This is a genomic window from Frigoribacterium sp. PhB116, from assembly GCF_004364285.1.
Classification (GTDB): domain Bacteria; phylum Actinomycetota; class Actinomycetes; order Actinomycetales; family Microbacteriaceae; genus Frigoribacterium.
This window is the reverse complement of record NZ_SOBE01000002.1, coordinates 891,358-911,942: the sequence shown is the minus strand read 5'-3', so window position 1 is coordinate 911,942 and position 20,585 is coordinate 891,358. Positions and strand designations below refer to the sequence as shown.

The window sequence follows — 20,585 nt, the reverse complement described above, 5'->3', positions numbered from 1 at the left end:
GGTCGCGGGGCGGCGGCGGCGCGAGCCGTCAGGGCTGCGGGCCGAAGCGCGCCGCGTTCAGGCGGTCGAGCTGGGTGCCCTTGACGAGGCAGTAGGTCCAGATCGCGACGAAGAGGGCCGCGACGACGTACATGACGGGGTCGAGGAGACCGCAGGCGACGAGCCCGAGCTGGACGACCCAGCCGAGCACGATCCCCCACCGCCAGCGCAGGGTGCGCGACACGAGGAGGATCAGGACGATGGCGCCGAGGCCGCCGCCGAAGGCGACGCCCGTGGGCAGCAGGTCGCGTCCGTTGACGACGAGCATGACGAAGAACAGCGACATGGCCTCGAGCACGAGCACGATCGACAGCAGGCTCTCGGCCGCGCCGCGTCGACGCGCGCGACGCGTCGGGCGCGCGCGGCCGGTGGGGTCCGCAGGAGGCGGGGCCTCGGTCACGAGAGCCCGCCCTCGGCCTGCGAGAGCGCGAGCACGTCGCCGACCAGCGTGATCGACCCCGCCACCACGACGCCGCCGGGCTCGTCGCCCTCGGCCTCGTCCGCGAGGTCGCGGGCCGTGCGGAGCGCCGCCACGAGGTCGGTCTCGACCACGACGCGTGCGGCCCCGACGACGCCGACCGCCACGGCCGCGAGCTCGTCGGCGTCCACGGAGCGGTCGGAGCCGCTCTGCGTGACGACGAACTGGTCGACCGTGCCCGAGAGCGCGCGGACGATGCCCGCCGCGTCCTTGTCGGCGAGGACCGAGAGCACCGCGACGACGCGTCCGAACTGGAAGTAGTCGTCGATCGCCTTGGCGAGTGCTCGCGCGCCGTGCGGGTTGTGGGCCGCGTCGACGAGGATGGTCGGCTCGTTGGCCACGATCTGCAGCCGCCCGGGCGACGTCGCCGCGGCGAGCCCCTCGGCGAGCACGTCGTGGTCGAGCGCCTGGCTGCCGCTGCCGAGGAACGACTCGACCGCGGCCACCGCGACGGCCGCGTTCTGCGCCTGGTGGTCGCCGAAGAGCGGCAGGAGCAAGTCCTCGTAGCGGCCGGCCACGCCGCGGATCGTGACGACCTGGCCGCCCACCGCCACCGTCGTGGACTCGACGCCGAAGGCGACGCCCTCGACGGCCAGCGACGACTCGGTGAGCTCGGCCGCGCGCTGCAGCTCGGCCAGCGCCTCCGGCAGCTGGGCCGCGCTGACGACCGACGCGGCCGGCTTCACGATGCCGGCCTTGGTCCGGGCGATGGCCTCGACGGTCGACCCCAGCCGGGCCTGGTGGTCGAGCGCGATCGGCGTGAAGACCGCGACCTGGCCGTCGGCGACGTTCGTGCTGTCCCACTCGCCGCCCATGCCGACCTCGAGCACGACGACGTCGGCCGGGGCGTCGGCGAAGCACGCGAAGGCGAGCGCCGTGAGCGCCTCGAAGAACGTGAGCGTCGGCTCGCCCGCCGCCTCGAGCTCGGTGTCGACCATCGTCAGGTAAGGCTGGATGTCGTCCCAGTTGGCGACGAGGCGCTCGTCGCTGATCGGCTCGCCGTCGACGACGATGCGCTCGTTGAGTCGCACCAGGTGGGGGCTCGTCATGAGCCCGGTCCGGAGTCCGTGGGCGCGGAGGACGCTCTCGATCATGCGGCTCGTCGACGTCTTGCCGTTGGTGCCCGTGATGTGGATCACGGGGTAGGCACGCTGCGGGTCGCCGAGCAGCTCGACGGCCCGGCGCGTGGCCGACAGGCGCGGCTCGGGGGCGGACTCCCCCACGCGGGCCAGCAGCTCGTCGTGCACCCGGGTCGCCTCGGCGGCGAACTCGCCGTCGCCCTGGCCCGCGCCGTCGTCCTTCTTGCTCTTCTTCGGGCTCACGCTCGTCGCACCTCCACCGTCACGGCTGAGCCGGAGCCGACCGCGACCTTCCCGTCGCGTCCCGCGACGTCGTCCTGCACGTCGACGACCAGCTCGGTCGTCAGGGTCTCGGCCTGCACCATGTCGCGGTGCGTCCCGAGCGCCGCGGCCGCGACCGCGTCGGTCGCCACGGTCGTCACGACCCGGTCGGACACGTCGAGGCCCGCGGCCTTGCGTGCCTGCTGCACGGCCCGGACCACGTCGCGGGCCAGGCCCTCGGCCTCGAGCTCGGGCGTCGTGGCCGTGTCGAGCAGCACGAAGCCGCCGTCGCCGACGAAGGCGATCGCCGCCGACGGGTCGTCGACCGCCAGCTCGAGGGTGAACTCGCCCGGCAGCAGCTCGACGCCGCCGACGACGACGTTCTCGCCGACGGGGGCCCAGTCGCCCTTCTTGGCGGCCGGGATGACCTGCTGCACCTGCTTGCCGATGCGGGGCCCTGCCGCACGGGCGTTGACGGTCAGCTTGCGGGTGACGCCCCACTCGCCGAGGCTCTCCTCCGTCAGGGGCGTGAACGCCACCTCCTTGACGTTCAGCTCGTCGCGGAGGATCGAGCCGAACGGCTCGAGGCCGGCCGGGTCGGGCGCGACGACGGTGAGGCGGGCCAGCGGCAGGCGCACGCGCAGGCCGGTCGCCTTGCGGAGCGCCAGGCCCGACGACGCGATCGCGCGGACGGCGTCCATCGAGGCGACGAGGGCGTCGTCCTCGGGGAACGAGGAGGCGTCGGGCCAGTCGGTGAGGTGCACGCTGCGACCGCCGGTGAGGCCCTTCCAGATCTCCTCCGTCACGAGCGGCGCCAGGGGCGCGGCGACGCGCGTGACCGTCTCGAGGACCGTGAAGAGCGTGTCGAAGGCGTCGCGGTCGTCGCCGGCCCAGAAACGGTCGCGCGACCGGCGCACGTACCAGTTGGTGAGCACGTCGGCGAAGTCGCGCAGGGCGGCCGCCGCGAGCGGCGAGTCGAGCGCGTCGAGGTGCCGCTCGACGTCGGTCACGAGGAGGCGCGTCTTGGCCAGCAGGTACCGGTCGAGCACGTCGGTCGAGTCGGTCCGCCAGGTCGCGACCAGGCCGTCCGCGACGTGCCGGCCCTCGCCTCCCGAGCTGCCGCCGTCGGCGGCGTTCGCGTACAGGGTGAAGAAGTAGTAGGTGCTCCAGAGCGGCAGCAGGAACTGCCGGACGCCCTCGCGGATGCCCTCCTCGGTGACGACGAGGTTGCCGCCGCGGATGACCGAGCTGGACATCAGGAACCAGCGCATCGCGTCGGCGCCGTCCCGGTCGAAGACCTCGGAGACGTCGGGGTAGTTGCGGAGGCTCTTCGACATCTTCTGTCCGTCCGAGCCGAGCACGATGCCGTGGCTGATCACGTTCGAGAACGCGGGCCGGTCGAAGAGCGCCGTCGACAGCGCGTGCATGACGTAGAACCAGCCCCGCGTCTGCCCGATGTACTCGACGATGAAGTCGGCGGGGGCGTGCGACTCGAACCACTCCTGGTTCTCGAACGGGTAGTGCACCTGCGCGAACGGCATCGAGCCCGAGTCGAACCAGACGTCGAAGACGTCCTCGATGCGGCGCATCGTGCTCTGCCCCGAGGGGTCGTCGGGGTTCGGCCGGGTCAGGTCGTCGATGTACGGACGGTGCAGGTCGGGCTCGCCCTGCTCGTTCGTCGGCAGGCGGCCGAAGTCGGCCTCGAGGTCGGCCAGCGAGCCGTAGACGTCGGTGCGCGGGAACGCCGGGTCGTCGCTGCGCCAGACGGGGATCGGCGAGCCCCAGTAGCGGTTTCGCGAGATCGACCAGTCGCGGGCGCCCGCGACCCACTTGCCGAACTGGCCGTCCTTCACGTTCTCGGGCACCCAGGTGATCTCCTGGTTGAGGTCGCCCATCCGGTCGCGCACGTCGGTGACGCGGACGAACCAGCTCGAGACCGCCTTGTAGATCAGCGGGTTGCGGCAGCGCCAGCAGTGCGGGTAGCTGTGCTCGTAGCTCGCGAGCCGCACGAGGCGGCCGTCGGCCCGGAGGCGCTGCACGAGCACCTTGTTGGCGTCGAACACCTGCAGCCCGGCGACGCCGAGCTCGTCGAACATCGGCAGGAAGCGGCCGGCCTCGTCGACCGACACGATGACGGGGATGCCCGCGGCGGCGCAGACCAGCTGGTCGTCCTCGCCGTAGGCGGGCGCCTGGTGCACGATGCCGGTGCCCTCGCCGGTCGCGACGTAGTCGGCGACGAGCAGGCGCCAGGCGTTCTCGGTGCCCCACGCCTCCGTGTCGGCGTAGACGTCCCAGACGCGGTCGTACTCGACGCCCTCGAGCTCGGCGCCGGCGAAGGTCGCCGTGACGGCGGCCTGGGCCGCCTCGGGCGACTCGTAGCCCAGGTCCCTCGCGTAGGCCGCGAGGGTGTCGGCGGCGAGCAGGAACACGCTGCCCGTGAGCAGCTGCTGGTCGCCCGTGCGCTCGCCGGGCAGCAGGGCGTGCGGCACCGTCACGTACGAGATGTCGGGCCCCACGGCGAGCGCCATGTTCGTCGGCAGCGTCCACGGGGTCGTCGTCCAGGCGAGCGCCTCGACGCCGGTCAGGCCGAGCGACTCGGCCTTGGCCCCGACGAGGGGGAACGCGACGGTGACCGTCTGGTCCTGGCGCATCTTGTAGACGTCGTCGTCCATGCGGAGCTCGTGGTTCGACAGAGGCGTCTGGTCGTGCCAGCAGTAGGGCAGCACCCGGAAGCCCTCGTACGCGAGCTGCTTGTCCCACAGCTGCTTGAAGGCCCAGAGGACGCTCTCCATGTAGCTGACGTCGAGGGTCTTGTAGTCGTCGTCGAAGTCGACCCAGCGGGCCTGGCGGGTGACGTAGCCCTGCCACTCGTCGGTGTACTGCAGCACCGAGCTGCGCGCCGCGGCGTTGAACGCGCCGATGCCCATGTCGTCGATCTGGTGCTTCTCGGTGATGCCGAGCTGGCGCATGGCCTCGAGCTCGGCGGGCAGGCCGTGGGTGTCCCAGCCGAACCGGCGGTGCACCTGCTTGCCGCGCATGGTCTGGTACCGCGGGAACACGTCCTTGGCGTAGCCGGTGAGGAGGTGCCCGTAGTGCGGCAGGCCGTTGGCGAAGGGCGGGCCGTCGTAGAAGACCCACTCGTCGCTGCCCTCGCGGGCGCGGATCGACTCCTGGAAGGTGTCGTCGCGACGCCAGAAGGCGAGCACGCCCTGCTCGACGTCGGGGAACCGGGGCGATGCGGGTACCGGCTTGTAGGCCATGGGGGCTCCAGGTGCTGCGGATGTCCGTCCACGAGGACGCCTGCCGAGGGTTCTCGGTCGGCGCGGTACCACCTCGCTTGCCGCCCCTGGCGGGACGACCTCTCTGCTGCGGCTGTGACGGGCCTGCCCCGCTCGGGTCTAGTGACGCCTCCTGCCCCGGTGTCGGGACGATCGACGCGTTCTGCCGAGTGCTCCCCGGTGATGGCCGGATCAGTGCTCGTCCATCATACGAGCCGAGGAGGCGGGACGCGATCAGGTGCAGGCAGTGCAGAATCGGCAGCATGACACCAGAGCCCTCCGCGGCGCCGTCCGCGGCGACCGAGCCGCCCACCGAGCCCGGCGCCGGGTCCGCGCCGAAGCCCGAGAGCACGACGACGGTGATCGTGGCGTTCCTCGCGAACCTGCTGATCGCCGTGGCGAAGACCGTCGCGGCGTTCCTCACGGGCTCCGCGTCGATGGTGGCCGAGTCGGCGCACTCGTGGGCCGACACGGGCAACGAGATCTTCCTCTTCATCGCCGACAAGCGGGGCGTGAAGAAGAGGGACGACGACCACCCGCTCGGCTACGGCAAGGAGACCTACGTCTGGTCGATGTTCGCGGCGTTCGGGCTGTTCACCGTCGGCGCCGTGGTGTCGATCCAACACGGCATCTCCCAGCTCGGCGCTGCCGAGGAGGCGGAGGACTACCTCGTCAACTACGTCGTGCTCGGCGTGGCCTTCCTCCTCGAGGGGACGTCGTTCCTCCAGGCCTTCCGCCAGGCCCGCGGCAGCGCCCGGGCCGGGCAGGTGCCCACCCTGCGCTACGTGCTCCGGAGCTCGAACTCGACCCTGCGCGCCGTCTTCGCCGAGGACGCCGCCGCTCTCGTCGGCCTGCTGATCGCGTTCCTCGGCATCTTCCTGCACCAGGTCACGGGCTCGGCGGTGTTCGACGCCGTCGGCTCGATCCTCGTCGGCGTGCTGCTCGGGGTCGTCGCCCTGGTGCTCGTCGACCGCAACCGCAGGTTCCTGGTCGGCGAGAGCCCGAGCGACGAGCTCGAGACCACGGTGCTCGAGCGGTTGCTCGCCCGGCCCGAGATCGCCCGCGTCACCTACCTGCACACGGAGTTCGTCGGGCCGAGCCGCCTCTACCTGGTCGCCGCCGTCGACATGACGGGTGACGACACCGAGGAGCACGTCGCCGTCGCGCTCCGCCGCGTCGAGCGCGAGCTGGAGGAGCACGACGTCGTCGAGGAGGCGGTGCTCACCCTCTCGACGCCGGACGAGCCGAGCCTGCAGCCGCGTCGCTGACGTCTGCTCCGCCACACGGGAGGGCCCGCCTCCGAGCAGGAGACGGGCCCTCCGTGGTGTCCGTGCGTCAGGCGCGCCGCGCTCGACGCCGGGCCACGCCGACTCCGCCGAGGCCCGCGAGCATCAGCCCGAGGCCGAGCGCTCCCGCCCACGGGGTCGCCTCGTCCGTGCCCGTGTGGGCCAGCGAGGACGTCGTCCGCGGGACCACGGCGGCCGGGCGGACGGCACTCGGGGCGACGACGGGCGCCAGCACGACGGGCGCCGGTGCCGAGGGCGCCAGCACGACGGGCGCCGGTTCCGGCCCGACCCGCACGTCGATGCTCGCGAACGCCGACGGCAGCGTCGTGGCGAATCCGTCCTCGTCGTAGGACTGCTGGGCGATGGAGACGCGTGCGAGGCCCACCGGGAGCCACACCGGGGTCGACCAGGTGCCGTCCGCCCCGACGGAGACGGGGTCGTGCCCGTATCCCCAGCCCGTCTCGGGGTCGAGCATCAGGAGCTCGATGTCCAGGAGCTCTCCCGGCGTCCCCGTCCCCGAGACGACGAACCTCCGCGTGTCGGTGTCCCCGAAGGGCACGACGTCCCCGTCCACCTGCGATCCGTCGACGGGCGACGTGATGACGGGAGCGTCGGAGGCCAGCTGCCCGAGCACGAGGACCTCGCGCACGATCGAGCCGAGCGGGCTCCCGTCGGCCGCGGACGCCGTGACCGTCACCTGGTAGTCGACCATGAACGGAGCGGGGTCGATGGCGATCGCCTCGCGGAAGGTCGTCCCCGTGACCGCAGCCCGGAGCGACGTCCCGTTGCTCACGACGATGCTGACGCTGCTGCCCTCCGGGACGGTCCCGGTGACGACGACGCCGCCGCGGAACGCGAGCTCGCCCTCCGCAGTCGGGGACGTGACCTCGAAGCCGGGCGCGGCTGCTGCCTCGTCGGCTGCCGCCTCGTCTTCGACGACCGGCACCTCCGCGGGCGTCAGGACGCCCCCGTCGGCGACCGGTGCCTCGGCGACAGGCGCCTCGACGACAGGAGGCGCGACCTCGCCGTCGGGCACCTCCTCGGCGTCCGGCGCCTCCACGGCGGTCCCTGCGTCGCCCTCCTCCGGGGACGGCTCGGCGGGCGTCGCGTCCCCGACGTCCGACGCGGCATCCGGCTCCGCGGCGACGCTGGGCGCGTCGACCGCGACGGGGGCGGCCGCCCCGTCGGCCTGCTCGACGGGCGCCGTCTCGGCATGTGCCGCGGGCGTCGTCATCAGGAGTCCCCCCAGGGCGATGACGATGGCAGTCGGCAGCGCCACGGCGGCCGACACAGTGTTCTTCATGATCTTCTCTCTCGTGTGAGTCGAGGTGGCCGCCGTGCCCTCGACCCACCCCCGAGCACGGCGCTCCCGGCCTCGTGAGGCCGTCCTCCGCTCACAGTAGGGGCACGTGACGAGCGATCCTCATGCCGTGACCGGACCGTTGCCCTAAGTCATCCTCCCGACCGACCCGCCTCATCTCCCCGACCGACCGGACCACTCGCCTGCGCGGAGGGGACAACGCCCGGCGCCTTCTTAGGGAGCCCCTGTAGCGTCGATCCGTGCGCACGATGATCCGGCTGGCCAAGGCCCACCCCTCCGCCCTCCGCTTCCTCGTGGTCGGCGGCATCGGCTTCGTCATCACCATGGTGATCAACTACGGGCTCAAGCTCTTCGTCATCCCCCAGCACCCCGTGACCGCGCTGTCGCTCGGCATCATCGTCGCGACCGTCGTGTCGTACTGGATGAACAAGAAGTGGTCGTTCGACGACCGCGGCGACCGCCACACCGGCCAGGAGATGCTGCTCTTCGTCGTCGTCAGCGTCATCGGGGTCGCGATCAACTCGGCCCCCTTGTACCTGTCGCGCTATGGTCTCGGCTTCGAGGTGCCCCAGGTCTCGCGCACGACCCAGGAGATCGCGGACTTCGTCAGCGGCCCCGTCATCGGCACGATGCTGGCGATGGTCTTCCGCTACTGGGCGATGAACAAGTGGGTGTTCCCGAAGCGCGCCCAGCTCGACGACGTGCTGTCCCCCGTCTCGCCCTCGACCGCCTCCACCCCCACGGCCTAGCCGTCCGCGAGGCGGTCGGTGCGCGCGAGGCCGTCGGCCACGGGCGCCAGGGCCGCCGCCACCTCCTCGTCGAGTGGTCGTCGGCGCACGCCCGTCCGCGCCCACGTGACGACGGCGGTGGCCGCCGCCGCCAGCAGCGCCGACGCCGCCACCTCGGCCCCCACGTCCCCGCGCGGCGCGCCGGCAGTCTCGCAGAGGAACGACGCGACCGTCGCGCGGATCCGCACGACGCGGACGGCCGCCGACGACACGAGGTCGTCGCCGAGGCCCATCGCGTCCGACTGGGTGAGGGCCCACGGCACACGGTCGGCAGGGTGCGCGGCGGCGAGCTGCACGAGCGCGGCCTCGACCCGCCGCACGGGCGAGGTGCCCGAGGAGGCGCGGAGGGCGTCCCCGAGGCCCGCCGCCGTCGCGTCGAGGTCGAGCCAGAACGTGTCCGCCTTCGACTCGAAGTAGTTGAAGAACGTGCCGCGGCTCACCCCTGCCCGCTGCGCGATCTGGTCCACCGTCGTGCGGGACCAGCCCTGTTCGAGGAACAGCTCGGCCGCGGCGTCGGCGAGGACGTCGGCCGACGACCGTCGCGGCCGTCCCGAGGGCCGGGCGCTGCGGGACGTCGTCTCGTCTGACATGGGGTCAATCATGCCGCTAGACTCGTCCACGGCCTTGTTGTACCCAGTTCAACAAACCAACCCACCTCGCCGCACACCTCCGGAGCCCCATGCGCACGCGCTCACTGCCCCTGCTCGCCCTCGCCTCGGCCGGCGCCCTGCTGCTCGCGGGCTGCGCCCCCGGCGGCGACTCGTCCGACGACGGGACCCCGCGGGCCGGCGGCACCCTGACCTACGCCACGGGCGACGCCGAGCCCACCTGCCTCGACCCCCACGTCGGCGGCAACTACCCTCAGGCTCTCGTCTCGACGCAGTACCTCGAGTCGCTCGTGTCGAAGGACTCGGCGGGCGAGATCGTGCCGTGGCTCGCCGACTCGTGGGAGGAGTCGGACGACGGCCTCAGCTGGACCTTCACCCTGCGCGACGGCGTCTCGTTCACCGACGGCACACCCTTCGACGCGGCAGCCGTCGCCGCGAACGTCGCGCACCTGCAAGATCCCGAGACGCTCTCGTCGACCGGCTACCTCGCCCTGCAGAAGGTCACCGGCGTCGAGGCCGTCGACGCCCGGACCGCCCGCTTCGACCTGAGCGAGCCCGACAGCGCGCTGCTCGAGTCGCTGACGCAGCCGTGGCTCGCCATGGAGTCGCCGGAGGCGCTCGAGCGCTCCCAGGAGGCGAACTGCGAGTCGCCGGTCGGCACGGGCCCCTTCGTGGTCGAGTCCTGGACCAAGCAGGACCGCGTGGTGCTGAGCCGCAACGACGACTACTCGTCGCCGCCCGCCGACGCCTCCCACGACGGCCCCGCCCACCTCGACGAGGTCGTCTGGCGCTTCGTCCCGGACTCCGCCGCCCGCTACGCGGCCCTCCAGGCCGGGCAGGTCGACGTGATCGACAACGTCCAGCCCGACACCCTCGTCGCCGCCGAGAAGGACGACTCGCTCGACGAGATCGACGCGCCCCGCCCCGGCGCCGCGAACCGCATCGAGCTGAACTCGGGCAAGGCGCCCTTCGACGACGAGCGAGTGCGTCAGGCCTTCATCACCGGGGTCGACGTGAACGACGGCATCGACTCGCTCTTCTTCGGCACGGCGGAGCGGTCGTACTCGCCCCTCTCGAGCGTCGAGCCGCTCGCGTACTCGGACGAGTCGCTGTTCGACGTCGACCCCGACGCCGCCGGCGACCTGCTCGACGAGGCCGGCTGGACGGAGCGCGACTCCGACGGCTACCGCACCAAGGGCGGCGAGCGCCTCTCCCTCGAGTTCCCCGTGAGCACGAACCAGTCGATCCCCGCCGAGCAGTCGCTCTTCGAGCAGATCCAGGCCGGCGCGAAGCAGCTGGGCATCGAGGTCGTGCTGTCTCCCCTCGACCTGTCGAGCTGGTACGGCGCCCTCGCCGAGAACGACTACGACCTGGTCAGCGCTCCGTACACGAAGGTCGGACCCGACGTGCTGCGCATCCTCTACGACACGGCCGGCATCACGCCCGCGCCGAGCGGCTACTTCGCCAACCTGGCGCAGCTGAGCGATCCTGACCTCGACCAGCTGTTGACCGACGCCGCGCAGACGAGCGACCCCGACGAGCGGGCCGACCTCTACCAGCAGGCACAGGAGATCGTCCTCGAGAGCTACACGGTGCTGCCGCTCTACGACCAGCAGAACCACTACCTCGTGCGCTCGTCCGTGACCGGCGTCCGCGCCCTGCCGCCGGTCTCGGCCGTCACCCTGTATGACGCTTCCCGTACCGACTGAGCCGGGGCGCGACGCCGCGGCGAGCCGCGCCTCCTCGACCGCTCCCCCCACCACCGACGACGCGTCCTCGCCGTCGCCCGCGGGGACGGAGCGAAGGAGGCGCGGGCGCGCGGCAGCGGCGGCCCGGTGGTTGGCCGGTCGCGTCGTCGGCGGCGTGGTCGTGCTCTGGGCGGTCGCGACCATGGTCTTCTTCGCGATCCGGCTGGTGCCCGGCGACCCCGCCGAGGCGATCCTCGGGGGTCCGGGGTCGCAGGCGTCGGCCGAGGCGCTGGCGTTGGTGCGCGAGCAGTACGGGCTGGACGACCCCCTCCTCCTGCAGTACCTGGCCCAGCTCGGCCGTCTCGCGACCGGCGACCTCGGCACCTCGTACTCGCTCCGCACGGACGTCGGCGCGCTGCTGCTCGACCAGCTGCCCGGCACGGTCGTGCTGGCGGCGTGCGCGCTCGCCGTCGCCTGGCTGATCGCGCTGGGGACCGCCTGGTGGGCCACGCTGGGCGGCCGGGTCGCCGCCGCCGTCTCGTCCGGCCTCGAGGTCGTGGCGGCCGCGGTGCCGCACTTCTGGCTCGGCAGCGTGCTCGTGCTGGTGCTCAGCACCCAGCTCGGCCTCCTGCCCCCGGTGAGCACGGGCACCCCGATCGGCCTCGTGCTGCCGGTGGTGACGCTGGCCGTGCCCGTCGCCGGGTTCCTCGGCCAGGTGACGCGCGACTCCCTGCTCGACGCGGCCTCGTCGCCGTTCGCCCTCTCCGCCCGCGCCCGGGGCGAGTCGACCTCCGGGCTCTTCGGGCGGCACCTGCTGCGGCACGCCGCCCTGCCCGGCCTGGCCCTCTCCGGCTGGGCCTTCGGCTCGCTGCTGAGCGGGGCGGTCGTCGTCGAGTCGGTCTTCGCCCGGCCCGGCCTCGGCCGCACCCTGCTCGGGGCCGTGACGCTGCGGGACATCCCGCTCGTCACCGGCGTGGCCCTCGCCTCCGCGCTCTCGTACGTGGTCGTCGTGGCCCTCGGCGACCTGGCCGAGCGGCTCGTCGACCCTCGGGCGCGGGCGTCGTGAGCGTCGTGTCGAGCACCCGGCCGGCGCGTGGCCGGCTCCGCACCCGATCGCCTCGCCCGCGCCTCCGCGTCCCCGAGGTCGTCGCCGCCGTCGCCCTCGCGCTCGTCGTCGTGGCGGCGATCGCGCCGGGGCTGCTCGCCCCCGCCGATCCCCTGGCCGTCTCGCCGACGGACGCGTTCACGGCGCCCTCGCTCGCGCACCCCCTCGGCACGGACGAGTCCGGCCGCGGCATCTGGACCCGCATCGTCCACGGAGCCGGCGCCAGCCTCGCGATCGGGGCCGCCGCGACGGTGATCGGCACGGGCCTCGGCGTCCTCCTCGGCGTGGCTGCGGGCTTCGGGGGCGGGCGCCTGCCGGGGCGCGTCGCCGACGTGGCGGTGTCACGCCTCCTCGAGGTCATGTTCGCGCTGCCGGGCCTCCTGCTCGCGCTCGTCGTCATCGCGTTCACGGGGCCGGGCGCCCTCCCCGCGACCGTCGCGGTCGGCCTCGCCACCGCGCCGGGCTACGCGCGCATCGTGCGGAGCCAGGTCGTCCGCGTCCGGCGCTCGGCCATGGTCGAGGCCGCGGTCGTGCTGGGCCGCCGCCCCGCGACCGTGCTCTGGCGGCACGTGCTGCCGAACGCCCTCGCGCCCGTCGTCGTGCTCGCGACGCTGGGCCTCGGCCAGGCCGTCGTCTGGGCGTCGTCGCTCAGCTACCTCGGCCTCGGCGCGCCGCCGCCCGCCCCGGAGTGGGGCGCCATGCTCTCGGCGGGCCGCCTGTACGTCACGAGCGCGTGGTGGATGACGGTGTTCCCCGGGCTCGCCGTGGTGCTGACCGCCGCCTCGGCGACGGTGCTCGGCCGGGGGCTCGCGCGCCGGGGCGGAGGAGCCTCGTGACCGCCTCCGTTCCCCTCCTCGTCGTCGACGACCTCCGCGTGTCGTTCGGCTCCGGCACGGTCGTCGACGGGGTCTCGTTCACGCTCGCGGCCGGCGAGTGCGTCGCGATCGTGGGCGAGTCGGGGTCGGGCAAGAGCGTGACCGCGCGCGCGCTGCTCGGGCTCACGGGCGGGACGGTCGCCTCCCGCCGGCTGACGCTCGGCGAGACCGACCTCGCCGGCCTCGGCGAGCGCGCCTGGCGTCGCGTGCGCGGCGCGCGGGTGGGCCTCGTGCTGCAGGACGCGCTCGTGTCGCTCGACCCGCTCCGCCCGATCGGCCGGGAGATCGACGACGCGCTCCGGCTGCACACCCGCCTGACGCCCCGACAGCGGCGGGAGCGGGCCCTGGAGGCGCTGGTCGAGGTGGGCATGCCCGACCCGGAGGCGCGGCTCGGCTCCCGCTCGGGCGAGCTGTCGGGCGGGCTGCGCCAGCGGGCGCTGATCGCGGCAGCCCTCGCCGTCCGGCCCGAGCTGGTCGTGGCCGACGAGCCGACCACAGCGCTCGACGCCGAGGTGCAGCGGGTCGTCGTCGACCGGCTGCGCGCGCTGCGCGACGGGGGGACGGCCGTGCTGATGATCAGCCACGACCTCGGCGTCGTGCGCCGACTCGCCGACCGGGTCGTCGTGATGCGGGCGGGCGAGGTCGTCGAGACCGGGCCGACGGCCGAGGTGCTCGACGCGCCCGAGCACGAGTACACGCGCATGCTCGTCGCGGCCCTGCCTGCCGGGGCGCCCCGCGGCGCGCAGCTGTCCGCGCCGGCTGCCGCGAGCGCCGGCACGCCGCCGGACGCGGATCAGCCCGCGCCAGCCGCCGAAGCGCCGACTCGTGCCGTGTCGTCCTCCGTGAACCGCGTTATGGACGATGAACCGGGACATGTCCCGGTTCATCGTCCGGAACGCAGTTCATCGCGTGCCGAAGCGCAAACGGCGGCGGCACGGGCGCTCGACACGCCGGCCGCGCCCGTCGTGCTCTCCGCGAGCGGCCTCCGCCGCGTGTTCCCGGCGCGCGGCGCGGTGCCCGACCGGGTCGCGGTCGACGACGTCTCCCTCGAGCTGCGCGCGGGCGAGACGCTCGGCCTGGTGGGCGCCTCCGGGAGCGGCAAGACGACGACCGCGCGCCTCCTGCTCGGGCTGGACGCTCCCGACGCCGGCACGGTCGAGCTGCTCGGCGAGCCGTGGACACCGCTGCACGAACGGGACCGCCGTGCCCGACGCCGGCTGCTGGGCGCCGTCTACCAGGACCCGGCGAGCTCCTTCGACCCGCGGCTGCCGGTGGGCAGGCTGCTCGCCGACGCGCTCACGGGCGGCGACCGCACGCGCGTCGGCAGCGGCGCCCTCCGTCGCGACGTGGTCGCCCTGCTCGACCGGGTCGGGCTCGCGGCCGACCTGGCCGACCGGGGCACCGCCTCCTTGTCGGGAGGTCAACGGCAGCGCGTGGCGATCGCCCGCGCCCTGGCCGCACGCCCGAGGGTCATCGTCTGCGACGAGCCGGTGTCGGCCCTCGACGTCTCGGTGCAGGCCCAGGTGCTCGACCTGCTCGACGACCTGCAGCGCGAGGAGGGCCTGGCCTACCTGCTCATCTCGCACGACCTCGACGTCGTCGGGCACATGGCCGACCGCGTCGCGGTGATGCAGCACGGGCGGGTCGTCGAGCAGGGCCGGACGGCCGAGGTGTTCGCGGCTCCCCGGCACGAGCACACGCGGGCCCTGCTCGCGGCGCGCCCCTAGCGCGGGGCCGCCCTGCCGCGCTGCCCCGCGCCGCTGCGCCGACACCCCGAGAACCACGGAGACCCCTCGCCGCGCACGCGGGTGCGCGCGCGTCCGAGGGGTCTCGACGTGAAGGGGGACGCGGGGCGCTATGCCTTCGCGGACGCCTCGTCGTCGGCCGGCGGGCGGACGACCTGGATCGGTCCCGACTCCGCGAACGCGAGCGCCCAGTCCGACTTCGACACGTCGCTCGACTCGTCCGAGTACGCGGCGATCAGCTCCTGGGCCTCGGCGTCGGTCGCGACGGACGGGCCCGAGCCGAGCAGCGGCTCGTTGGCCGTCTCCTTGGTGAACGAGACGGCGACGAGGCCGATCACCGCGGCGGCCATCAGGTAGAACGCGGGGATGTCGTGGGCCCAGCCGAAGCCGCGGCCTTCTGCCCAGACGACCAGCGCCTCCGTGGCGAGGGGGGTGGTCCCGCCGAAGAGCGACACCGACACGTTGAACGCGATCGCGAGGGCGCCGTAGCGGATGATCGTCGGGAACAGCGCGGGCAGCGTCGAGGGCATCGTCGACGTGAAGGTGACGAGCACGAGGCCGAGCACGAGCAGGCCCGCGAACGACAGCACGCCGTTGTCGCTCTGCACCATGCGGAGCGCCGGGAACGACAGCACCAGGAACCCGATGCAGCCGGCGAAGAGCACGGGCCGGCGACCGAAGCGGTCGCTGAGCCGCCCGCCGAACGTGATGACGAGCATCATCAGCACCATCACCACGATGATGAAGAGCAGCCCGCTCGTGGCGTCGCGGCCGAGGGTGTTGGTCAGGTAGGTCGGCATGTACGACAGCAGCATGTAGTCGGTCACGTTGAAGACCAGCACGAGGCCCACGCAGACGATGAGCGCACGCCAGTTCTCACGGAAGAGCGTGAGGAACGGGACCTTCTGGTGCTCGCGCTCCGACGCCTCCGCCTGCTGCTTCTGGAACGCCGGGGTCTCCTCCAGCTTGAGGCGCAGGTAGAGGCCGATCAGGCCGAGCGGCCCGGCGACGATGAACGGGATGCGCCAGCCCCAGCCGAGCAGCGCCTCCTCGCTCAGGCCGAGCTGCAGGGCGGTCACGAGGGAGGCGCCGAGCACGTAGCCGCCGAGGGTGCCGAACTCGAGCCACGAGCCCATGAAGCCGCGGCGCTTGTCGGGCGAGTACTCGGCGATGAAGGTCGCGGCGCCGCCGTACTCGCCGCCGGTCGAGAAGCCCTGCAGGAGGCGCGCCAGCAGCAGCAGGATCGGGGCCCAGATGCCGATGGTCGCGTACGACGGGATGAGGCCGATCGCCAGCGTGCCCGCGGCCATCAGGATCATGGTCATGGCGAGCACCTTCTGCCGGCCGATGCGGTCGCCGAGCGGCCCGAAGAACGCGCCGCCGATCGGGCGGACCACGAAGGCCGCGGTGAAGGTGCCGAAGGTGAAGAGGATGTTGAGGGCGTCGTTCCCGGGCGGGAAGAAGACCTGCGCGATGGTCGTGGTGATGTAGGCGTAGACGCCGAAGTCGAACCACTCCATGGCGTTGCCGAGCGCGGCGGCGCTGACGGCGCGCTTGAGCATCGACTCCTCGACGACGGTGACGTCGTCCGTGGTGAGCTCGCGGCGCGCGGCCTCCGGGCTGTTCTTGCGGGTGTCGTTCTTGCGTAAGGCCATGTGTCGGGATACCTCCGGGTGGTCGGACGGAGCGCGACCACGGTGTCGGGCAAAACCGGACGAGGCTAACAGAGACCGGCATGTCAGATCCAGTGCAGTGGTCGCAACAGTGCCCTGACCGCACTTTTCGTCGACGACGACCATGACGCCTCCTCCGCAGCCGCCCTGTCGCCGCCCCTCGTCGTCGCCCCGGCCGCCGTCCCCGCCGCGCGTACACTGGGGCAGTCCCACAACCAGGCGCCTCCCCACCGACACGGCGCCGCCCACAGAACCGGAGCAGCCCATGACGTCACCGATGCCCGAGAAGCCCGCCCTCGAGGGGCTGGAGGCCCGTTGGGGCCAGGTCTGGGAGGAGTCGGGCACCTACCGGTTCGACCGTGACCAGGCGACCCGCGCCTCCGTGTTCTCCATCGACACCCCGCCGCCGACCGCGTCGGGCAGCCTGCACATCGGCCACGTCTTCAGCTACACGCACACCGACGTCAAGGCGCGTTTCGAGCGCATGCGCGGCGCCAGCGTCTTCTACCCGATGGGCTGGGACGACAACGGCCTGCCGACCGAGCGTCGCGTGCAGAACTTCTACGGGGTGCGCTGCGACCCGTCGCTCCCCTACGACGCGTCGTTCACGCCGCCGTTCGAGGGCGGCGACGGCAAGTCGGCGAAGGCCGCCGACCAGGTGCCGATCTCGCGCCGCAACTTCGTCGAGCTCTGCGAGCGCCTCACCGTCGAGGACGAGAAGCAGTTCGAGGACGTCTGGCGCAAGCTCGGCCTCTCGGTCGACTGGACCCAGAGCTACCGCACGATCGACGACCGCTCGCAGGCGATGGCGCAGAAGGCGTTCCTCCGCAACCTGGCCCGCGGCGAGGCTTACCAGGCCGACGCGCCCACCCTGTGGGACGTCACCTTCCGCACCGCGGTCGCGCAGGCCGAGCTGGAGGACAAGGAGGTGCCGGGCGCGTACCACAAGCTCGCCTTCCACCGCACGGACGGCGAGGGCGACGTGCTGATCGACACGACGCGTCCCGAGCTGCTGCCCGCCTGCGTGGCCCTCGTCGCGCACCCCGACGACGAGCGCTACCAGGCCCTCTTCGGCACCACCGTGCGCTCGCCGCTCTTCGACGTCGAGGTCCCCGTGGTGGCGCACCACCTCGCCCAGCCCGACAAGGGCTCGGGCATCGCCATGGTCTGCACCTTCGGCGACACGAACGACGTGGTGTGGTGGCGCGAGCTGCAGCTGCCGAACCGTGCCGTGATCGGCTTCGACGGCCGCTTCGTCAGCGAGGCCCCGGCCGCGATCGAGTCGGAGGCGGGCCGCGAGGCCTACGCCCAGCTCGCCGGCAAGACGGTCTTCAGCGCCAAGGCCGCCATCGTCGAGCAGCTGACGGCCTCGGGCGAGCTGATCGGCGAGATCCGCAAGATCTCGCACCCCGTCAAGTTCTTCGAGAAGGGCGACAAGCCGCTCGAGATCGTCTCGACCCGCCAGTGGTACATCGTCAACGGCGCCCGCGACGAGGCCCTGCAGCAGTCGCTGCTCGAGCGCGGCCGCGAGGTCGGCTTCCACCCCGACTTCATGCGCGTGCGCTACGAGAACTGGGTCAACGGCCTCAACGGCGACTGGCTCATCTCGCGCCAGCGCTTCTTCGGCGTGCCGCTGCCCGTCTGGTACCCCCTCGACGCCGACGGCAACCCCGTCTTCGACGACGTGATCGTGCCCGACGAGGCGTCGCTGCCCGTCGACCCGTCGAGCGACCCGGCGCCCGGCTACGACGAGTCCCAGCGCGGCGTGCCCGGCGGGTTCCAGGGCGAGCTCGACGTGATGGACACCTGGGCGACCTCGTCGCTCACGCCCCAGCTCGCCGGCGGCTGGGAGGCCGACCCTGAGCTGTTCGAGCTCGTGTTCCCGTACTCCCTGCGCCCGCAGGGCCAGGACATCATCCGCACCTGGCTGTTCTCGACGGCGCTGCGGTCGCAGCTCGAGCACGGCACGGTGCCGTGGACGGACGCCTCGATCTCGGGCTTCATCGTCGACCCGGACCGCAAGAAGATGTCGAAGTCGAAGGGCAACGTCGTGACGCCCGCCGCGATGCTCGACGACCACGGCTCCGACGCGGTCCGCTACTGGGCCGCCTCCAGCCGGCTCGGCACCGACGCGGCCTTCGACCCGCAGAACCCGAAGCAGATCAAGATCGGCCGCCGCCTGGCGATCAAGGTGCTCAACGCGGCCAAGTTCGTGTACTCGTTCGAGCTGCCGTCGGGCGAGTTCTCGATCACCGAGCCGCTCGACCGCGACCTGCTCGCGTCGTTCGCCGCCGTCGTCTCGACCGCCACCGAGGCGCTCGAGGGCTACGACCACGCCCGTGCGCTCGAGGTCACCGAGAAGTTCTTCTGGACCTTCTGCGACGACTACCTCGAGCTCGTCAAGGAGCGCGCCTACGGGGCGACGACGCCGGCCGAGCAGGCCTCGGCCGTGCTCGCCCTGCGCACGACGATCGACGGCCTGCTGCGCCTGCTGGCGCCGTACCTGCCGTTCGCGACGGAGGAGGTGTGGTCGTGGACGCACGACGACTCCGTGCACCGCGCCTCCTGGCCGACGGCAGCCGAGCTCGGCGAGGTGGGCGCGCCCACCGGCCTGCTCGGCCTCGTCGGCGAGGCGCTGATCGGCGTCCGCCGGGCGAAGTCCGACGCCAAGGCCTCGCAGAAGACGCCCGTCGTCTCGGCGACCATCTCGGCGCCGGCCGACCAGCTCGAGGTGCTCCGCGGGGCGGCCTCCGACCTGGCCGCCGTGGGCAAGATCCAGTCGCTGGGCTTCGTCGAGGGCGAGTCGCTGGCGGTGACCGCGATCGAGCTGGGCGAGCTGCCGGAGGCGGCGGTCGCGCCTGCTGCGGCGGCAGCGACCCCGGCTGCGGGCGCCTGATGCAGCTCGGCACGCGCTGGACCGTGGGAAGCGCGGCTCCGGCCAGCCTCCCCGCCCCCGTGCTCGGCGCGGTCGCCCAGGTCGAGCGCGAGCTCGCCGACGAGGGCGTCGACGCGTCGTCCTGGCGCTGGACGCTCACGTACCTCGAGCACCGACCCGTCGTCGAGCTCGACGACGGCACGGTGATCCGTGTGGACGCCGTCACGGGCGAGGCACACGTGCACGCGCCCGATGACGCCCCCGACGAGGACTGACCCGGGCCGGGCGCCCACCTCCGCGTCCTCACCCCCGTGATCCGAGAGGGATCCGCCCCGCCGAGGCCGGTCTGCCCCTGCAGACCGTTCCCGCGGCCGCGGATCCCTCTCGCTCTCCGTGTTCCCCGCCTCTGCCCTGTTCTGCCCCCGACACTGCTCGCACGTCGCCCCTCGCACCCGACACCCCGCACCCCGCACCTCGCACCTCGCACCCCGCACCTTCGCAAACGCCGACCGCGGAGCCTCCTCAGCGTGTGCTGTACCCAGATCTCCCGCTATGGGAGAGGCCGCGGTCGGCATTTGCGGACGGAGCTCGCCGAGACGCGGGTCATGCTCGGGCGACGATCTCGCCGTGCGGCATGAGCAGCCACCCGTCGGGCGCGTCCCGCCACGCGCGCCACGCGTCCGCGATCGCGTGCAGCTCGGCGTCGGTCGCGACGCCCTTCGCGATCGCGTCCCCGTGGAACGCGGACTCCGTCGCGCGCGCGGCCCAGCTGTCGCCCCACCAGGTGCGCTCCTCGTCCGAGGCGAAGCACCACGAGGAGGCGGTGCTGACGACCGCCTCGAGGCCGGCCTCGAGCGCCCAGCCCTTGAGGCGCCTCCCGGCGTCGGGCTCGCCGCCGTTGCCGCGGTGCACCTGCTGGTAGACGTCCATCCACCGGTCGAGGCCGGGCGACTCCGGGGCCCAGATGGTGCCGTGGTAGTCGACCTCGCGCACGGCGACGACTCCCCCGGGCCGGGCGACTCGACGCATCTCGCGGAGCGCCCCGACGGGATCCGCTACGTGCTGGAGCACCTGGTGCGCGTGCACGACGTCGACCGTGTCGTCGTCGAAGGGAAGCTCGTACAGGTCGGCCGTGACGAACTCGATGTTCTCGACCCGGCGCTCGGCTGCAAGCCCGGCGGCCTGCGCGACGATCCCGGCCGCCGCGTCGACCCCGACGACGCGCCCCGGGGCGAGCCGCTCGGCGAGGTCGACGGTGATCGTGCCCGGCCCGCACCCGACGTCGAGCAGCGACAGCCCGGGGCGCAGGTGCGGCACGAGGTAGGCGGCGCTGTTCTCGACCGTGCGCCACGCGTGGCTCCGCAGCACGCTCTCGTGGTGCCCGTGGGTGTACGTCGCGCGCGGTGCGGCGGGTCCGCCCGGTGCGGTCGGCTCGCGCGGTGCGGTCGGTTCGCTCATGTGCCCGACCCTAGCGAGCCTCCTAGTG

Annotated in this window: 15 protein-coding genes; 8 read left to right on the top strand and 7 right to left on the bottom strand. The window is 73.0% G+C overall.

What is annotated here, in order from left to right; all coding sequences use genetic code 11:
• Window positions 1–28: 28 nt before the first annotated feature.
• From EDF20_RS10705 to ileS, 3 genes are all read right to left on the bottom strand, one after another.
• Window positions 29–439, bottom strand: coding sequence for a DUF4233 domain-containing protein (locus EDF20_RS10705; protein ID WP_133738613.1), 411 nt, complete (start codon window positions 437–439; stop codon window positions 29–31).
• A complete protein-coding gene (locus EDF20_RS10700) occupies window positions 436–1,764 on the bottom strand; it encodes a folylpolyglutamate synthase/dihydrofolate synthase family protein (protein WP_233569174.1) in 1,329 nt (442 codons plus the stop codon). Before EDF20_RS10700 ends, EDF20_RS10705 begins: the two co-directional genes overlap by 4 nt.
• Before the next feature lie 71 nt (window positions 1,765–1,835).
• The gene (gene ileS / locus EDF20_RS10695) at window positions 1,836–5,117 is read right to left on the bottom strand and encodes an isoleucine--tRNA ligase (protein ID WP_133738612.1); all 3,282 of its coding nucleotides are present in this window, start codon (window positions 5,115–5,117) and stop codon (window positions 1,836–1,838) included.
• A gap of 281 nt (window positions 5,118–5,398) precedes the next feature.
• On the opposite strand from ileS, the gene EDF20_RS10690 reads away from it, so the two are divergent.
• On the top strand, window positions 5,399–6,403 hold the full coding sequence (locus tag EDF20_RS10690; RefSeq protein ID WP_123548243.1) for a cation transporter: 1,005 nt from the start codon (window positions 5,399–5,401) through the stop codon (window positions 6,401–6,403).
• 67 nt (window positions 6,404–6,470) lie between these two features.
• Here EDF20_RS10690 and EDF20_RS10685 read toward each other — a convergent pair whose 3' ends face one another.
• A complete protein-coding gene (locus EDF20_RS10685) occupies window positions 6,471–7,724 on the bottom strand; it encodes an LPXTG cell wall anchor domain-containing protein (protein WP_158614680.1) in 1,254 nt (417 codons plus the stop codon).
• Window positions 7,725–7,990: 266 nt separating this feature from the next.
• On the opposite strand from EDF20_RS10685, the gene EDF20_RS10675 reads away from it, so the two are divergent.
• Window positions 7,991–8,491, top strand: coding sequence for a GtrA family protein (locus EDF20_RS10675; protein ID WP_123548367.1), 501 nt, complete (start codon window positions 7,991–7,993; stop codon window positions 8,489–8,491).
• Here EDF20_RS10675 and EDF20_RS10670 read toward each other — a convergent pair.
• The gene (locus EDF20_RS10670) at window positions 8,488–9,120 is read right to left on the bottom strand and encodes a TetR/AcrR family transcriptional regulator (protein ID WP_166644800.1); all 633 of its coding nucleotides are present in this window, start codon (window positions 9,118–9,120) and stop codon (window positions 8,488–8,490) included. The genes EDF20_RS10675 and EDF20_RS10670 overlap by 4 nt on opposite strands.
• Before the next feature lie 89 nt (window positions 9,121–9,209).
• Here EDF20_RS10670 and EDF20_RS10665 point away from each other — a divergent pair, with 89 nt between their 5' ends.
• From EDF20_RS10665 to EDF20_RS10650, 4 genes are read left to right on the top strand one after another with little or no spacing between them, the layout of a single operon-like run.
• On the top strand, window positions 9,210–10,847 hold the full coding sequence (locus tag EDF20_RS10665; protein ID WP_123548240.1) for an ABC transporter substrate-binding protein: 1,638 nt from the start codon (window positions 9,210–9,212) through the stop codon (window positions 10,845–10,847).
• Window positions 10,825–11,892: an ABC transporter permease gene (locus EDF20_RS10660; protein ID WP_133738610.1), complete on the top strand. Its 1,068-nt coding sequence runs from the start codon at window positions 10,825–10,827 to the stop codon at window positions 11,890–11,892. Before EDF20_RS10665 ends, EDF20_RS10660 begins: the two co-directional genes overlap by 23 nt.
• Entirely contained in the window at window positions 11,889–12,767 is an 879-nt protein-coding gene (locus EDF20_RS10655; RefSeq protein ID WP_133738609.1) for an ABC transporter permease, read from the top strand. The genes EDF20_RS10660 and EDF20_RS10655 overlap by 4 nt, the downstream gene beginning before the upstream one ends.
• Entirely contained in the window at window positions 12,764–14,533 is a 1,770-nt protein-coding gene (locus EDF20_RS10650; RefSeq protein ID WP_133738608.1) for an ABC transporter ATP-binding protein, read from the top strand. Before EDF20_RS10655 ends, EDF20_RS10650 begins: the two co-directional genes overlap by 4 nt.
• A 128-nt stretch (window positions 14,534–14,661) precedes the next feature.
• Here EDF20_RS10650 and proP read toward each other — a convergent pair whose 3' ends face one another.
• Window positions 14,662–16,206: a glycine betaine/L-proline transporter ProP gene (gene proP, locus EDF20_RS10645; protein ID WP_133738607.1), complete on the bottom strand. Its 1,545-nt coding sequence runs from the start codon at window positions 16,204–16,206 to the stop codon at window positions 14,662–14,664.
• A 283-nt stretch (window positions 16,207–16,489) separates the two neighbouring features.
• Between proP and valS the strand changes: the two genes are divergently transcribed.
• Both valS and EDF20_RS10635 read left to right on the top strand, forming a co-directional pair.
• Window positions 16,490–19,120: a valine--tRNA ligase gene (gene valS, locus EDF20_RS10640; RefSeq protein ID WP_243833445.1), complete on the top strand. Its 2,631-nt coding sequence runs from the start codon at window positions 16,490–16,492 to the stop codon at window positions 19,118–19,120.
• Window positions 19,120–19,374: a hypothetical protein gene (locus EDF20_RS10635; RefSeq protein ID WP_133738606.1), complete on the top strand. Its 255-nt coding sequence runs from the start codon at window positions 19,120–19,122 to the stop codon at window positions 19,372–19,374. Before valS ends, EDF20_RS10635 begins: the two co-directional genes overlap by 1 nt.
• Before the next feature lie 328 nt (window positions 19,375–19,702).
• Here EDF20_RS10635 and EDF20_RS10630 read toward each other — a convergent pair whose 3' ends face one another.
• Window positions 19,703–20,557 (bottom strand): methyltransferase domain-containing protein, encoded by an 855-nt coding sequence (locus EDF20_RS10630; RefSeq protein ID WP_133738605.1) that lies wholly within the window; start codon window positions 20,555–20,557, stop codon window positions 19,703–19,705.
• Window positions 20,558–20,585: the final 28 nt, after the last annotated feature.

What these genes read in the sequence shown, in the direction of transcription:
- ileS (WP_133738612.1), bottom strand. Translation starts at nt 5,117, where the DNA reads ATGGCCTACAAGCCGGTACCCGCATCGCCCCGGTTCCCCGACGTCGAG.
- EDF20_RS10690 (WP_123548243.1), top strand. Translation starts at nt 5,399, where the DNA reads ATGACACCAGAGCCCTCCGCGGCGCCGTCCGCGGCGACCGAGCCGCCC.
- EDF20_RS10685 (WP_158614680.1), bottom strand. Translation starts at nt 7,724, where the DNA reads ATGAAGAACACTGTGTCGGCCGCCGTGGCGCTGCCGACTGCCATCGTC.
- EDF20_RS10675 (WP_123548367.1), top strand. Translation starts at nt 7,991, where the DNA reads ATGATCCGGCTGGCCAAGGCCCACCCCTCCGCCCTCCGCTTCCTCGTG.
- EDF20_RS10670 (WP_166644800.1), bottom strand. Translation starts at nt 9,120, where the DNA reads ATGTCAGACGAGACGACGTCCCGCAGCGCCCGGCCCTCGGGACGGCCG.
- EDF20_RS10665 (WP_123548240.1), top strand. Translation starts at nt 9,210, where the DNA reads ATGCGCACGCGCTCACTGCCCCTGCTCGCCCTCGCCTCGGCCGGCGCC.
- EDF20_RS10660 (WP_133738610.1), top strand. Translation starts at nt 10,825, where the DNA reads ATGACGCTTCCCGTACCGACTGAGCCGGGGCGCGACGCCGCGGCGAGC.
- proP (WP_133738607.1), bottom strand. Translation starts at nt 16,206, where the DNA reads ATGGCCTTACGCAAGAACGACACCCGCAAGAACAGCCCGGAGGCCGCG.
- valS (WP_243833445.1), top strand. Translation starts at nt 16,490, where the DNA reads ATGACGTCACCGATGCCCGAGAAGCCCGCCCTCGAGGGGCTGGAGGCC.
- EDF20_RS10635 (WP_133738606.1), top strand. Translation starts at nt 19,120, where the DNA reads ATGCAGCTCGGCACGCGCTGGACCGTGGGAAGCGCGGCTCCGGCCAGC.
- EDF20_RS10630 (WP_133738605.1), bottom strand. Translation starts at nt 20,557, where the DNA reads ATGAGCGAACCGACCGCACCGCGCGAGCCGACCGCACCGGGCGGACCC.